Source organism: Acidovorax sp. GW101-3H11, from assembly GCF_001633105.1.
Classification (GTDB): domain Bacteria; phylum Pseudomonadota; class Gammaproteobacteria; order Burkholderiales; family Burkholderiaceae_C; genus Acidovorax.
In genome coordinates this window covers 127,196-141,342 of record NZ_LUKZ01000012.1, presented here as the reverse complement: position 1 = coordinate 141,342, position 14,147 = coordinate 127,196, and the positions used below count along the sequence as shown (strand labels likewise).

The window sequence follows — 14,147 nt, the reverse complement described above, 5'->3', positions numbered from 1 at the left end:
GCGTTGTTTCGGACCAAAACCCGTGATTTTAGTTTTTTGGCCGTGCCGTGTGGGGTTTGCGCCCGTCTGAGCCCGGATAATTTGCCGCATGTTTCTTAAAGCTGGCCTGCTTTCGCTGTTGCTGCTGCTCGCCAGCCGTGTGTTGGGGGTACTGCGCGAAACGGCATTGGCTGCGGCATTTGGCAGCTCTGGCATGGCCGACGTGGCCATCGTCATGCTGACCCTGCCCGACTGGCTCGCTGGCGTGCTCGTCAGTGGGGCTCTGGCCTATGTGCTGTTGCCGCAGTGGGCCAAGGAGTCTGCCGCGCAGCAGAATGCCACCCAGAACCACGTCGCCCGGCGTTTGTTGTGGGGGAGCCTTGTGCTGGCGGGCCTGATGTGTGTGGCCCAAGGCCCCGTGGCGGCGTTGCTGGTGCCCGGAGCCTCCGCCGCGCTGCAAGGTGCTGCCCGCCACGCTGTGGTCTGGAGCGCCCTGGCCCTGCCCGCTGCCATGCTGGCCGGCCTGTGGGCCACGCGGTTGCAGCACGAGCGTGATTTTGTCGGCTTGTACAGCGCCAATCTGGTGGTGAATGGCGTGCTGATCGCCGCTCTGTTGCTTCTGGGTTTTCGTGGCGCTGAGCCGGGTGCAGGGCAGACGCTGGGCGTTTTCTTGTTGATGGCTGTTGTTTTGCGCTTGCTCTGGCAGGGGTGGCGCATGCGGCACTTGCGCCAGAACGCGTTGCCCGTGGCACCACCGGGCGTCGCGCCACCGCCGCCGCTGCCCGGTTGGCGTATCTGGATGTGGGCTGCCTTGGGGGCGGGACTGCCCCTGACGCTGCCGTTTGTGGCCCGCACCTTTGCGTCTGGGGCGGGTGAGGGGGCTTTGGCCACCTTCAACTACGCCTGGAAGCTGGTGGAGCTGCCGCTGATCCTGGCCATCCAGCTCGTGGCCTCGCTGGCCTTCCCCGCGATTGCGCGCGCGCACGCGGCGTCGGCGTCTGGCACTGGGCACACCCGTGCTGACGCCATGGCGACGGCGGTGCGCAATGCGCTGGTACTGGCCTGGACGCTGGCCTGCGCAGCCGCTGCGGCACTGCTGGTGGGGGCTCCTGTGATCGCGTCTCTGTTGTTCGGCTGGGGGCGCATGGAGGTGTCCGCTCTGGAGCAGATCGCTGCCTGGGGCCGTGTGGGGGCGTGGGGTTTGCTGCCGCAGGCGCTGCTGGCGGTGGCCTTGACGGTCCTGGCCTCGGTGGGGCGCATGCGTTTTGCCGTCCTGGCCTATGTGCTGGCACTGGCCCTGCTGCTGGCAGTGGGGGCAGCGGGCTGGACGGCCGGTGAGTCACTCATGTGGGGTTTGAATGCCGGGTTTGTGGTCGCCGCCCTGGTTGCAGGGGGGGCGCTGGGTGCCCCCGCCCTGCGGCATTGGCTGCCGGTGCGCGCGCTCCTGGCGCCATCGCTGGCGCTGGCAGTCGTTGCTTGGCTGGCGCACTGGTGGGGGGGCGCCAGTGCTGCGGCTGTCCTGGTTCGTGATTTAGGGTTAAAACAGGTGTTTTCGCTTGTTGGTATTGCCTTTTCTGCTATCTTTGTAGTAGCGGCTGGCTGGTTCTCCGGCCCCGGTCTGCGCCAAGCCCTGCGGTCATAATCTGCGCCACACCATGATTGACCTTATCCAGATCACCAATGACCCTGCGCTGGCACGCCGCTGCGACGCGTTGCCGAGGATGCGCCTGTTTGTCGATCTGGAAGTTAACGGCAAGGCGGAGCGCCAGGCCGGACGCAACACCTTTATCAGCACCCACCGGATGGAGGATGTCGGCCGCATCAAGTCCCAACTGCAGCGGTCATTGCTGATGGTTCGCGTGAACCCCTTGCATGCAGGCACCCCGGATGAGCTGGACGCAGTACTGGCCCAGGGCGCCGACTGGGTCATGCTGCCCATGTTTCAAACCCCCGATGAACTGCAGGCCTTCAGCCGCATCGTGGCCGGGCGGGCGCCCATCGTGGCGCTGCTGGAGACCGCGGGTGCGCTGCAGTCCTTGGACGATTGGGTGGATACCCCGGGGTTGTGCGAGGTGTTCGTGGGGCTCAATGATTTGCATCTCTCGCTAGGCTGCAGGTTCATGTTTGAGCCTTTGGGGCAAGGGGTGCTGGACCGGATCGCTGCCAGGGTGCATGCCCAGGGGTTGCGTTTTGGGTTCGGGGGGATTGCTCGGCTGGATGAGGGGCTATTGCCAGGGCGAGATGTGCTGGCAGAACACCTCCGCCTGGGTTCGCAGGCGGTGATTTTGTCGCGCACTTTTCATGCTAGTGAGGCTGTGGGCTCATTTGAAGACCAGGTGCGCTCAATCCGGGGGGCAGAAAGTGCGCTCGCGGCGCGTACGTCGGGTCAGGTGGAGTCCGACCAGTTGCATGTTCGCAAGGCGATCGAAGCCATCGCTGCAGATTTAGGACAAGCCGCATGAAGCGCCTGATGGATCTGGTTCTGTCGCTGCTGGCCTTGGCGGTGTTGAGTCCTGTCCTGTTGGTGGCGGCCGTGGCCTGTGTTTGGGGTGATGGTTTCCCGGTGTTTTTTCGGCAGGTTCGTGTGGGGCTCAATGGGCGTGAGTTTCACATGTACAAATTTCGCAGCATGGTGCGCAATGCTGGTACTCTGGGGCCGCATTTCACCGAAGGTGGCGCGGATCCACGCATCACGCCGGTAGGGCGTTTCTTACGCCGTACCAGCATTGATGAGTTGCCTCAGCTCCTGAATGTGATCAAGGGTGATATGAGCCTGGTCGGTCCGCGCCCAGATCTGCCGGTTCAACGCAGCCTGTATTCCGAAGCGCAATGGGCCGAGCGCTGCAGCGTACGACCGGGCATCACTGGTCTGGCGCAGGTGCTATTCCGTTCTGAGGCGACCCATGAACAAAGGCTGACCGCAGATCTGCGCTATGCCCGTGAAGTCAGTGTCTGGCTGGATCTCCAGATTCTGGTGGGGACCGTCAAGCGGCTTGGTCGATTGATCGCCAACTGATGATGCTTTGGATATCCTGCAGTGCGTGTACGGAGCATGCTACGCTTGGCATCGAATGGTCGGCTCTGCGGCCCTCTGTGCTCCTCCAAAGAGGGGCTTGCTTAAAGATCCTCGCTCCAATTTGTAGTCCAACATGGCGTCCCGAACAGGCGCTTCATCCTTGTGAACCCAAGTAAGAATAGCTCTGCGATGGAGCGAATGCCCACCGGTTTTAACGTGCACACTGGCTCAGACGTCCAGTCGATGCTGGAAGTTATGGGGCTGGATTCGGTGGAGCAGTTGTTTGCCGATGTGCCTGCACAGGTCCGTTTGCGTCGTGAGCTGGATTTGCCCCCCGCACTCAGTGAATGGGAGCTGATGCGTGATGTGCGGAGCATGGCCGACATGAACTCCACTGTGTTGTCGCACACCAGTTTTTTGGGGTGTGGAGCTTACGAGCACTACATTCCCGCCGTTGTGGATGCCATTGTTTCGCGCGGTGAGTTCCTGACTGCCTACACACCGTATCAGCCGGAGATGAGTCAAGGGCTTTTGCAAGCCCTGTTTGAGTTTCAGGTGTTGCTGGGGCGCCTTCTGGGGCGGGAGTGCGTCAACTGTTCTGTCTATGATGGGGCTACCGCACTGGCTGAATCCTGCTGGATGATGTGCTCTGCCAGTGGCAAGCGCCGTGTGGTTGTGGCGCAAGCGGTCTGGGCGCAGTATCGCGAGGTGCTTGACACCTACCTCCTGCCCCGAGGCGTACAGGTGGTTTACGTGGCGCAAGATCCCGTGACTGGGATGGTGGATGCCGCCGCCATGGCCAATCTGATCGCGAGTGGGGATGTGGCTGGCGTGGCGCTGCAAAGTCCCAACGCCCTCGGGCTGGTCGAGGATGTGCAGGCGGTTGCGCTGATGTGTTCGCAGCACGGTGCGCTGCTGACAGTGTGTGTCAATCCTTTGCTGTGCGGATGGCTGGAGGCACCCGGTGCGTTGGGAGCCGATATCGTTGTATGTGAAGGCCAGCCTCTGGGTTTGCCGCTGAGCGCCGGGGGACCTTATGTTGGCATCATTGCCTGCGCCAAGCCACTGGAGCGTTACTTGCCCGGCCGCCTTGTAGGCCGTGTTCACGACCTGAATGGACAGCTCGGGTATGCGCTGGTCAAGGAAGACCGTGAGCAACATGTGGCGCGTGACAAGGCGACCAGCCACATCTGCTCCAACCAGGCCCTTAATGCCATTCGAGTAGCCATCCATTTGGCCTGCTTGGGAGAGCGCAATTTCATGCGCATTGCCCAGATGAATGCCGCCAATGCGGCAAGGCTGCGCGAGCTTTTGACCTCGATCGACGGTGTCAGCGCGTTGCGTAGCGGGGTGCATTTCAACGAGTTTGCGGTTGCGCTGCCCGTGGATGTGGCGACCTTCTGCACTCGCATGCGCAACCTCGGCATCTTTGCAGGTGTTCCTCTCGAGGAGGGGCTGGTGGGCCATGGACGAGGTTTGTTGGTTGCCGTGACAGAGACCAAGAGTCTGGCTGACCTAGAGGCCTATGTGGCGCATGCTCGCGCGTGTTTGCGGGAGTCCTGAAATGTCCGCTACTTCACCTTCTCAATCCATCATCGACCTTCATCGGCCCGGTGCCGCCAGCGACGTTTTCGCGGGCAGGGTGCTGGTGTCGCCTCCTCTGCCTTCTTTTGCCCGCCAGCGCACTGTGATTGGTCTGCCGGAAGTGAGCGAGGTAGACGTCGTGCGCCATTTCACCCGGTTGAGCCAGGAGTCCCATGGCGTGGACAACGGGCCCTACCCACTTGGGTCGTGCACGATGAAGTACAACCCCAAACGCAACGACGAGCTGGCCCGATTGCCGGGTTTTGTGAGCGCCCACCCGATGCAGGACGTTGACACCCTGCGGGGTGTTTGGGAGCTGTACGAGCGACTCCAGTCGATGGTGAATGAGGTCACCGGAATGGATGCCTGTTGCCTGGCGCCAGCCGCTGGCGCGCACGGTGAACTGGCTGGGTTGCTAGTCATCCGCAAGTACTTTGCCCAACTCGGCGTGATTCGTCCGGTGGTGCTAGTGCCTGATTCAGCCCATGGCACCAACCCGGCGTCCGCTGCCATGGCAGGGTTTGATTGCCGAATTGTGCCCTCGGACCTGAAGGGCCGCGTGGACATGGTTTCCCTGCGCGAGATGCTGACGCCTGATGTAGCCGCATTCATGCTGACGAATCCATCGACACTGGGTTTGTTTGAAGATCAGATCGTAGAAATTGCCGATGCAGTGCACGCCAACGGATCATTGCTGTACTACGACGGTGCCAATCTCAACGCTTTGATGGGCATTGTGCGTCCTGGTGACATGGGTTTTGACGTGGTGCACGTCAATGTCCACAAGACATTTTCGACGCCTCATGGCGGAGGCGGTCCAGGGGCAGGGCCTGTAGCCGTGAAGGCAGGGCTGGCCGCGTATTTGCCCAGCCCTGTGGTGGTCCGCAAAGACGGCGTTGCTCAGCCCGATGGGGACCTGCCTCTGTCCATTGGTCGGATGAAAAGCTTCCACGGCCATGTGGGGGTTTTGCTTCGGGCCTACGGATATCTGCGCACGATGGGCGCGCGCGGGCTCCGTGAGGCGTCGGAGAACGCTGTACTGAATGCCAACTATCTTCAGCACCGATTAGCGCCTATGCTGCCCCCGGTGTATCGCCAGTTCTGCAAGCATGAGACGCTGCTCTCCGGCGAGAAGCTCAATACCTCTGCTAGGCAGTTCGCCAAACGATTGATTGACTACGGCATTCATCCTCCCACTTTGGTGGGGGCTGGATGCGTGTACTTCCCGGGCGACCTGAAGTCCGCGATGCTGATCGAACCCACCGAGACTGAAACGAAAGCCAGCCTGGACTATCAGGTGGAAATCTTCGAACGGGTTTTCAACGAAGATGCCACGGATGAAGCCCTGGTGGGCCGAGCTCCCTTGAGCCGCAAGATTGCACGAATCGATTTAAAGAATTAAGGAATTTCCATGTGTGGAATAGCAGGTGTGGTCAACGCTGCGGGCGTGACGAAAGACGACGTCTGGAAGATGATCGACTGCATCAAATACCGTGGTGTGGATGAGCAGGGTGTTGAGGATTTGGGTGGTGCTGTTCTGGGGCACGCCCGACTGGCCGTGGTTGACCCCGAAAACGGCATGCAACCGATGTCCAGCACCGATGGCAAGGTCTGGGTGGTTTTCAACGGGGAGATCTTCAACTTCATAGAGTTGCGCGAACAGCTCAAGGCCAAGGGCTACAAATTCAAGTCGCGTTGTGACACGGAAGTGCTGGTTCACCTTTGGTGCGAAAAAGGCGAGAAGATGCTCGACGATCTGGTCGGCATGTTTGCTTTTTTTATATGGGACCAGCGGACACAGACGGGCATGCTAGCCCGTGATCGCCAGGGTATCAAACCCTGCTTTTACGCCCCCTATCAAGGAGGGGTGGCATTTGCCAGCGAGATGAAAGCCATCCTCGCGTTGCCAAAATTTGAGCGCAAGGTGAACGAATCAGCATTGGGCAACGTGTTCACTTTCAACTATTGCCCGCCGCCGGAGACCTGCTTTGAGGGAATCCGACACCTGATGCCTGGCACTTTCATCCGCTATGGTGGAGGCAGTTTCTCTGAGCCTGTGCGCTATTGGGAGTGGCCACTGGATGGCGAGCGCCTTGATGCGGAGCAGGCTGATTTGGAGCGTGCTCTGGACGAAGCAGTCAAACTGCAGATGCGGTTTGATGTGGATGGTGGCCTGTTCCTCTCGGGTGGCGTGGACTCCTCGGTCATTGCTAATCGACTGGTGCCCCAGTGGAACCGCCCCCGCTTGGATGCTATTGGTCTGCGGATCGAGCATGAGGGTTTTTCTGAATACGCTTATGCAGAGCGGGTGGCTACGGACCTGAATATTAACTTGAGCGCGCTGGATATCCAGCCTTCGGATATTCCGGAAATCGCACGCTCCGTTGTCAGGCATGCGGAGCAGCCGCACGGTGATTTCTCTTTTTTCCTTTTTTACCTGCTGTCTCGCAAGGCGCATGAGATGGGGAAAATCGTCATGTTTACGGGGGACGGCCCCGATGAGGTCATGTTGGGCTTCCGGCACAACGAGCAGTTTTTTTCCGAGATGACGCGCGCCAATTTCTCTATGCGTAGCTATTTCGACCTCATTAGCTACAGCTCGGAAAAGGATCGCAAGCGCATGATGAGTGTGTCGTTTTTGCCGCATACCGAGGGTGCACTTGACAAGTTCATGAGCATCATCGAGCCGTTCCGTGACCTGGAGCCCATGGAGCAAGTGGCTGCCTACGAGCTGACGGCTCTCATGCCCGGCAATAATTCGGTCAAGGGTGACCGCATGGGAGCTTGCTGGTCTATTGAGGCGCGGGCGCCTTTCCTGGATCACCGTGTCAGCGAGCTGCTTGCTCGTTTGCCCATCACCTCCAAGTTTCATCAGGGCGTTGGAAAGCACTTCCTCAAAAAGGCTGCAGAGAACTACTACGACCGTGACTTCGTGTTTCGCCCCAAGACCATGCCTACGCTGCCGATCGGCGAATGGATCAAGGGGCCGTTGTATCAGTGGGCGCGGGATACATTGGCCTTGTCCGACGGCGGACGCTTTGATCGCAACGAATTGCTGGTCATGCTGGAGGAGCATCGCAGCGGCCTGCACAACCACACCAAACAGTTACGCACGGTGCTTATGACCAAGCTTTGGCTGCAAGAGTTTTTCCCAGAAACTGTGTAAGCATCGAGCGGAGATTTCAGGACTATGGCCGAATTTGACTACTATCTGGCGCAGTTTGTGGATATCCACGGTAGGCCCAAAGCGAAGCTGGTGCCTGCCAAGCACAAGGACATGATTTTTGGTGCCGGCGCAGGTTTTGCCGGGTTCGCCATCGCCGGTATGGGCATGGGCCCCAATGGACGCGAGTTTATGGCCGTTGGCGATCGCGACTCGATTCGTCCGGTGCCCTGGATGGGGTCGACGGCAAGTGTTACCTGTGAGGGCTATGTTGATGGCAAGCCGCATGCGTTGGACCCTAGGGTGATACTTAAGAAGGCCTTGGCCAAATTTCGTGAGACCACCGGATTGGAGTTTTTCACGGGCTTGGAGCCAGAGTTTTTCCTTCTTAAGGCGGGTGCTGCTGCAGGGAGTTGGGTCGTTGCTACGGAGTCTGAGTCTTTGGATAAACCTTGCTATGACTTTCGTCATCTGTCCTCGGTGTCTGATTTCCTTATGGAACTGCGTGCGGCGCTGGAAGAGGCTGGTATCGACGTTTACCAGATTGACCATGAAGATGCCAATGGTCAGTTTGAGATGAACTTCACTTACGCCGATGCCCTCAAGACTGCAGACAACCTAACCTATTTCAAAATGGCAGCCCAGGCCATTGCGAAGAAACATGGCATGCTGTGTTCCTTCATGCCGAAGCCCTTTGCAGAGCGGTCGGGCAGTGGGTTGCATATGCATATGTCCGCAGGTGGCGAGTTTTGTGATAACGCCTTCGAGGACAAGACTGATCCTCGGGAAATGGATCTATCGCCCATGGCCTACCAATTCCTGGGTGGACTAATGGCGAATGCGGCCGCCCTCACTGCCATTGCTGCGCCGTGTGTCAATAGCTACAAGCGTCTAGTCAAGAGCGGCTCTCGCTCAGGCGCAACATGGGCGCCTATCAACATTGCGTATGGCAATAATAATCGCACTGCACTTGTGCGTGTTCCTGGAGGCCGACTGGAGCTGCGCCTACCCGACGCAGCGGCTAACCCCTATCTACTGACAGCAGCAGTTATCTATGCAGGACTCGACGGGATTGAACGCGAGCTAGAACCTGGCCAGCCAGTGAACGATAACCTCTATGTCCTGTCTGTAGCTGATCTCGCCGCTCTTGGTATCAAGTGTCTTCCCACCTCGTTACCAGATGCATTGGACGAACTGGATGCTAGCGAAGTCATGCGCCGCGGCTTGGGTGAGGCATTTATTGCTGAGTACCTAGCGGTCAAACGCGCTGAATGCGATGAGCTAGTGCTGGAAATATCCAAGGCCGAATTCACTCGTTACGTGGACTTTTTCTGATGTTGGATGGTGGTCCGATTCTCTTCGTTTGTTATGGAGGAGGGCACATCGGCAAGGTCGTACCCGTTGCACAGGAACTCATCGCGCGAGGCATGGACGTACATGTCATGGCCCTCACCACAGGTTTTCGCATTGCCGAGCGCTCAGGGCTTTCGCCCGTGGGGTACAAGAATTTCCTGCACCTGGTGGATGACCCGAAACGGGCACTTGCGTGTGGCCGAGCGCTCTTGGAGGGCAACGCCCATCCCGACATTGATGAGGTTGAAAGCCTCGCTTACCTTGGTATTAACTACAGCGAATGGGTTGATACCTATGGCGAGGTAGGAGCCCAGCGGTTGTATCTGGAGGGGGGGAGGCGGATATTCTTTCCGTTGCGCTTCATGGGCAGGGTGCTTGAAGAGATACGACCGGCTGTCGTCGTTACCACGAGTTCACCGCGTTCGGAGCGCGCGGCTACCGAAGCGGCTGTGATACGGGGTGTCCCGAGCTTGAACATCATGGACCTGTTCGGTTTGCCTTACGACATCTACCCGCGACAGCCTGTGCATTCTGATCGGATTACTGTGTTGTCGGAATTTGTGAGGGACAACCTGACGACAGCGGGTATCGATCCGGCTCGCATTTTAGTGACGGGTTGCCCCGCCTACGATCCGTTGCAGGATCCGGACAATATTCGCCAAGGGGCCGAGTTTCGGCGCCGGATGGGCTGGGAGGGTCGGACTGTGGTCATGTATCCTGGCTACCTGGAGGATCCGAGCCCCTGTACGCCGCTGGAATACCTCGGCAATCGATTTGGCTTGGCCGTAGAGCAGCGTTTGCGTGCATGGGTGGCGGAGGCTCCGGCCCGTGCGTTGGTTGTGCGCTACCACCCGAGCCAGTACCACGAATTTCCTGACTTGGGTGAGCAGGATGGGGTATATGTAAGTATCCCTACACGTGAACCGGTAGCTTTTCTATTACATGCGAGCGATATCGTCGTTGTGCAGACGACGACCGTTGGGTTGGAGGCTGCGCTGTCGGGCAAGCGTGTGCTTTGCCTGCGTTTCGCACCTTCCGTGACCAATCTGGAGTTCGACTATAGCCGCATGGGGTTGGCTGAGCCGGTGGAGTCAATGGACGATCTAACGCTTGCCATTGACAACCCGCACCCGATCCAACGCTCTCTGCGCGTGATGCCGCCGCCGGGGCTGGCCGCACCACGTGTTGCCGACGCGATCCTGGGCCTTGTGCATCGCAGCATTCAGGGGTAGCCCTTGCCCACCGTGATGTAGCTGCCGTCGCCGTCGAAAGCGAGTCTGTCGGTGCCTCTGAACCCAATATCTATAGGAGCGTTGTTGTATCCGGACGCCGCATCAAGACGCGTGCTTTCGCCATGGAAATCCCAGCGTCCGGGCTGTGTCTGCGTCCAGTATCTCGGGTCACGGTGCTGGTCGAGGATGAACTGCAGGGAGCGCTCGGTTACGCCGAGCCACTCGCAGAACTTGTCCAGATGCTTGAGCGGCGCGAGTTCGTGCTGCTGAACCAGAGCCAATCCCTGTGAGCGCGTGAGGCGTCCGTGGCGGATCTCCCGGCAAGCGTGGTCAGTGACCTTGGAGTAGCCTTGCTTGTACAGCTTGATCTGATCGTGCACATCCATGTAGTTGTAGCAGTCGACATGGTCATAGGTGTCGAAGGTGCGAGCGAATGCGGCACCGCGATAATCATGCTTGGCTGCCATCTGTTCGTGCTGCGCCTTTGGGTCCCAGCGTACGTAGTTACCCAGGTAAATACCGCGCACACCGACTGTATGCAGGTCAGTGTCGGCTGGATAGCGGTATTGCCAGATGTCGTCTTCAGTTAGGGTGTCGAAGATTGACAGCAGCATATCGGGATCTTGACCCATGAGGTCGTGGTCGGTGCGGTAGCGGCGTGTCATCTCGACTTCGTGCTCGTGGGAGAACATGCCTACCTGCTCGAGTCCCTGGTGTGCGCCCCAGATAATCAGTGGCACGCCGTAGCGCACTGCTGTTTGCACAGGAAACACTGTTTGGCCTGCCAGGCAGTGCCAATAGATGCTGCCAAACTGGCGCAGCGTAGCGCGCGTAATTTTGCGCACCGACACAGGGTTGACGTTTTGTACCAATATGTCGCAGTCGAATCGGATTCTCAGGTTTGCCAAGTTTCGGATGCCAAGCGCACTGTTGAAATATTTGTTGTAGGTTACGAGCAGTGGGTTGAGGCCCAGGCGTTCCTTGATCAAGTGCACTATGAAGTACGAGTCATTCGCTCCTGTGACTGGAACTATGCAGTCGTAAGTGTCGCCCGACGTGATGCGGTACGGCTGGACCAGTCGGGTCAAGCTTTCCCAGCGCGCGGGCCAGTCTAGTTGGTCTTTTTCTTCATGAATGCGACAACCCGAGCAAATGCCTTCTTCGTCGAGTATCAGCCCCAGCGGGTGGCTAGTGGTATACAGGCAGCGGCGGCAACTTAGGGAATGGCCTAGAGTCACGGTGGGGAGGATTCAAAATGGGGGGCTCGCATGGGCAAGCCGTGAAGCAACTGCTTGACGGCTTGCACCGCATGCTCGCGGTAACTGAGGAAGTTGCCTTGTGCGACGCCCACTACTTCTGGCATCTGGAGTGCCTCTCGCAGCAGAGATTCGCCGCTGAGGCCGCCAAAAGCGATGAGGGGAATCCCGCGCAAAGCTGGTAGGGTCAGTAGACGGATATCGAATGCGCCGGGGCTGCCTTCATTGCGCCAGTCGACGATCATCGCCTCTGAAATAGCGCCTTCGCGCAATAGACGTACAAGCTCGGGTGCCAGCGGGAATGACTGGTGACTCCGGTAGTCAAGCCAACGGATGCCATCGGCTGTCTGACTTAACGGTAGGCTGGCAACGACAGCTTGGGCGCCTAGGGGTTCGCATATTGACAGTACGGCGTCCAGATCGTCGTGTAACAGTGCATCCACACACACACGGTCAGCACCTGCCTTGATGGCTGCGACTCCGTCGGCTGCATGGCGTAGGCCACCGGAGTAGATGAGGGGCGTGGCCAGTCCCCGGCGACTTACCCGGTCAAGAAGACGCAGATCGGGGCCTTGGGTTGTGCAGCTGCGATCAATACATTGCAGCAGTATTTCGTCGGCACCCCATCGATCCAGATTGGCGATCAGTACTTCGGGGCGCCCAAGCGGTAGATAGCGACCGTAGCCGAAGGACTGCACTGCCCAGCCATTCTTGACGGTCACCACGCCGATGAGTCGTTTTTTAATCACGCAGAAGTCCCCCAACGACATGGTGCAGCAACTTGCGTCCGGTTGACTGGCTCTTTTCGGGGTGGAACTGAATGCCTACTACGTTGTCATTTCGGACGACTGCAGTGATCTGCTCGCCCGCCCGCGCAATGAAGACGCGGTGCTGAGGCTGCGCGTCCATTACGTATGAATGATTGAAATAGACGGAATGAGCCCACTCGTTGCCAAACAAAGGATCTTCGCGCTCAAGTTCAATCTCATTCCAACCGATGTGCCACGCGCCAGCTTGCAGGGCGCGCACGGTCGCTGGTAGCAGGCCCAGCCCGGGTGTTGTACGCTGTTCTGTGGACGATTCCGCCAAAAGTTGCATGCCTAGGCAGATTCCGATCATAGGTCGGCCCTTATGGGCCTCACTCCGAAGGTAGTCGACCAGCCCTGTCCGATGCAGAGCCGCCATGGCGGCTGGGAACGCGCCCACGCCAGGCAACAACAGTAGGTCAGAGGCGCTGAGTGTGGCTGGCTCGCTGCTAATGCGGCAGCGAAACTGCAGAGCATGCAGGGCATGCCACACTGAAGCAAGATTGCCCACGCCGTAGTCCACGATGCCGATCGTAGGTTGCCTCACGGTAGTCCTGCTCCCACCTTATAGCGCCGGTTGATGCGACCTGTGACTGCGTCGACATCGAAAAGTGTACGGTTGACGCTGCTATGAACCTGGGTCCAGAAGGCGTCTACGTGGATACCAATGTAGTCGCAGAAGCTCTTTATGTACGAGGGCGCGCAGGCGTCATCGTATTGTTCGACCAGCCCGATACCCTGTTCGCGTGTGAGTCTGCCTAGCCGGATTTCCTCGTTTACGTAGTCGGTGACGCGTCCAAATCCAAATTTATAGTATTTGATCATCTGGTTGAGCGTCACCCAATCTTCGTCTAGGGAGGTAATGCCGAGTAGGTCACCCGTGTTTTCCACGGTATCGGTGCGAATGTCCAACCCGTTGGTGCACGAGTACATGCCGTTGTTTACCAGCGACCAGTCGCCAAGAAACCAACCTAAGTAGATGATCTGTAAGCGGTGTTGGTCGAATTCCTGTGGTGCAGGATAGCGGTAGGCCTGCAAATTGCGCAGATCCACGCCAGGTGTTTCTGCCATCCATGCCATTGCGCCGCCAGACAGGGTATTCATATTGCGCAGATTGTTGCCGTCGTAGCCTGTACGGCCAAGCGTCTTGAGGTCACCTAACTGCAGTCCGGGGTTTTCCCCCCACAGAATCAGTGGCACGTTGTAACGGATGGCCAGCTGGGGAACGGAACTGAAAAGCGCGAGTTCAGTCGAGCGCGCCCAGTTGGTAAAGCGTGCGAACGACTCCCTCATCAGTAAACGCCAGGTCTCGGGTGCAGGAGCTGCTATCACCACGTCGAAGCCTTGTTCGATGAGGTTGGATATGTTGTCTACACCGCGCTGGGTTACCTGCTGTGGTGGATAGCTCAGGCAGGCTAGAAGCGGTTTGAGGCCCAGCTTGTCACGTACCCACAGGGCTTGGCGCGTGCTGTCCTTTCCGCCGCTGACGCCGATGATGCAGTCGAACTGGCCCCGCTTGCGAGGGTATTGTGCGAGTAGATCTTCCAGGATTTCATAGCGTTCCTGCCAATCTACATGATGCAGGTGGGCAAAGTAGTCGCAGGCTGGGCACAGTCCCGCATCCGTGAAAGCGGTGTTGGGACGGGTGTCGGGCTGGAGGCACTGCGTGCAGTATTTCATCGTGTCGCGGGCACCAACTTCTGGAGGTGAACGAGCTCCTGCTGTGGCAGGCGGCACGGCGGTGCCCATGGGGGGAGT

The 14,147-nt window shown here is 58.7% G+C and carries 12 protein-coding genes; 8 read left to right on the top strand and 4 right to left on the bottom strand.

Annotated features, from left to right (window positions below):
* Positions 1-88 precede the first annotated feature (88 nt).
* The 8 genes from A1D30_RS13260 (at position 89) to A1D30_RS13225 (ending at position 10,327) form a co-directional block, all read left to right on the top strand.
* The gene (locus A1D30_RS13260) at positions 89-1,621 is read left to right on the top strand and encodes a lipid II flippase MurJ (RefSeq protein ID WP_063461193.1); all 1,533 of its coding nucleotides are present in this window, start codon (positions 89-91) and stop codon (positions 1,619-1,621) included.
* A 13-nt stretch (positions 1,622-1,634) separates the two neighbouring features.
* Positions 1,635-2,441: an aldolase/citrate lyase family protein gene (locus A1D30_RS13255; protein ID WP_063461192.1), complete on the top strand. Its 807-nt coding sequence runs from the start codon at positions 1,635-1,637 to the stop codon at positions 2,439-2,441.
* Positions 2,438-2,995 carry a sugar transferase gene (locus tag A1D30_RS13250; RefSeq protein ID WP_063461191.1) on the top strand — a complete coding sequence of 186 codons (558 nt, stop codon included), beginning with the start codon at positions 2,438-2,440 and terminating at the stop codon, positions 2,993-2,995. The genes A1D30_RS13255 and A1D30_RS13250 overlap by 4 nt, the downstream gene beginning before the upstream one ends.
* A gap of 198 nt (positions 2,996-3,193) precedes the next feature.
* Positions 3,194-4,558: an aminomethyl-transferring glycine dehydrogenase subunit GcvPA gene (gene gcvPA, locus A1D30_RS13245; protein ID WP_063461384.1), complete on the top strand. Its 1,365-nt coding sequence runs from the start codon at positions 3,194-3,196 to the stop codon at positions 4,556-4,558.
* Position 4,559: 1 nt separating this feature from the next.
* The gene (gene gcvPB / locus A1D30_RS13240; protein WP_063461190.1) at positions 4,560-5,981 is read left to right on the top strand and encodes an aminomethyl-transferring glycine dehydrogenase subunit GcvPB; all 1,422 of its coding nucleotides are present in this window, start codon (positions 4,560-4,562) and stop codon (positions 5,979-5,981) included.
* Positions 5,982-5,990: 9 nt separating this feature from the next.
* Positions 5,991-7,745 carry an asparagine synthase (glutamine-hydrolyzing) gene (asnB, locus tag A1D30_RS13235; protein ID WP_063461189.1) on the top strand — a complete coding sequence of 585 codons (1,755 nt, stop codon included), beginning with the start codon at positions 5,991-5,993 and terminating at the stop codon, positions 7,743-7,745.
* A 24-nt stretch (positions 7,746-7,769) separates the two neighbouring features.
* Positions 7,770-9,077 (top strand): type III glutamate--ammonia ligase, encoded by a 1,308-nt coding sequence (glnT, locus tag A1D30_RS13230; protein WP_063461188.1) that lies wholly within the window; start codon positions 7,770-7,772, stop codon positions 9,075-9,077.
* A gap of 107 nt (positions 9,078-9,184) precedes the next feature.
* The gene (locus A1D30_RS13225; RefSeq protein ID WP_131798459.1) at positions 9,185-10,327 is read left to right on the top strand and encodes a hypothetical protein; all 1,143 of its coding nucleotides are present in this window, start codon (positions 9,185-9,187) and stop codon (positions 10,325-10,327) included.
* On the opposite strand, the gene A1D30_RS13220 is transcribed toward A1D30_RS13225, so the two are convergent.
* From A1D30_RS13220 to A1D30_RS13205, 4 genes are read right to left on the bottom strand one after another with little or no spacing between them, the layout of a single operon-like run.
* Complete coding sequence (locus tag A1D30_RS13220; protein ID WP_082836444.1) at positions 10,318-11,565, bottom strand: N-acetyl sugar amidotransferase; 1,248 nt, start codon at positions 11,563-11,565, stop codon at positions 10,318-10,320. The two genes, A1D30_RS13225 and A1D30_RS13220, sit on opposite strands and share 10 nt — an antisense overlap.
* The gene (locus tag A1D30_RS24795) at positions 11,562-12,353 is read right to left on the bottom strand and encodes a HisA/HisF-related TIM barrel protein (RefSeq protein ID WP_082836443.1); all 792 of its coding nucleotides are present in this window, start codon (positions 12,351-12,353) and stop codon (positions 11,562-11,564) included. The genes A1D30_RS13220 and A1D30_RS24795 overlap by 4 nt, the downstream gene beginning before the upstream one ends.
* On the bottom strand, positions 12,325-12,912 hold the full coding sequence (hisH, locus tag A1D30_RS13210) for an imidazole glycerol phosphate synthase subunit HisH (protein ID WP_157891331.1): 588 nt from the start codon (positions 12,910-12,912) through the stop codon (positions 12,325-12,327). Before hisH ends, A1D30_RS24795 begins: the two co-directional genes overlap by 29 nt.
* Before the next feature lie 20 nt (positions 12,913-12,932).
* Positions 12,933-14,138 (bottom strand): N-acetyl sugar amidotransferase, encoded by a 1,206-nt coding sequence (locus A1D30_RS13205; RefSeq protein ID WP_199865986.1) that lies wholly within the window; start codon positions 14,136-14,138, stop codon positions 12,933-12,935.
* Positions 14,139-14,147 lie beyond the last annotated feature (9 nt).

What these genes read in the sequence shown, in the direction of transcription:
- A1D30_RS13225 (WP_131798459.1), top strand. Translation starts at nt 9,185, where the DNA reads ATGGCCCTCACCACAGGTTTTCGCATTGCCGAGCGCTCAGGGCTTTCG.
- A1D30_RS13250 (WP_063461191.1), top strand. Translation starts at nt 2,438, where the DNA reads ATGAAGCGCCTGATGGATCTGGTTCTGTCGCTGCTGGCCTTGGCGGTG.
- gcvPB (WP_063461190.1), top strand. Translation starts at nt 4,560, where the DNA reads ATGTCCGCTACTTCACCTTCTCAATCCATCATCGACCTTCATCGGCCC.
- A1D30_RS13255 (WP_063461192.1), top strand. Translation starts at nt 1,635, where the DNA reads ATGATTGACCTTATCCAGATCACCAATGACCCTGCGCTGGCACGCCGC.
- A1D30_RS13260 (WP_063461193.1), top strand. Translation starts at nt 89, where the DNA reads ATGTTTCTTAAAGCTGGCCTGCTTTCGCTGTTGCTGCTGCTCGCCAGC.
- asnB (WP_063461189.1), top strand. Translation starts at nt 5,991, where the DNA reads ATGTGTGGAATAGCAGGTGTGGTCAACGCTGCGGGCGTGACGAAAGAC.
- A1D30_RS24795 (WP_082836443.1), bottom strand. Translation starts at nt 12,353, where the DNA reads ATGTCGTTGGGGGACTTCTGCGTGATTAAAAAACGACTCATCGGCGTG.
- gcvPA (WP_063461384.1), top strand. Translation starts at nt 3,194, where the DNA reads ATGCCCACCGGTTTTAACGTGCACACTGGCTCAGACGTCCAGTCGATG.
- glnT (WP_063461188.1), top strand. Translation starts at nt 7,770, where the DNA reads ATGGCCGAATTTGACTACTATCTGGCGCAGTTTGTGGATATCCACGGT.
- A1D30_RS13205 (WP_199865986.1), bottom strand. Translation starts at nt 14,138, where the DNA reads ATGGGCACCGCCGTGCCGCCTGCCACAGCAGGAGCTCGTTCACCTCCA.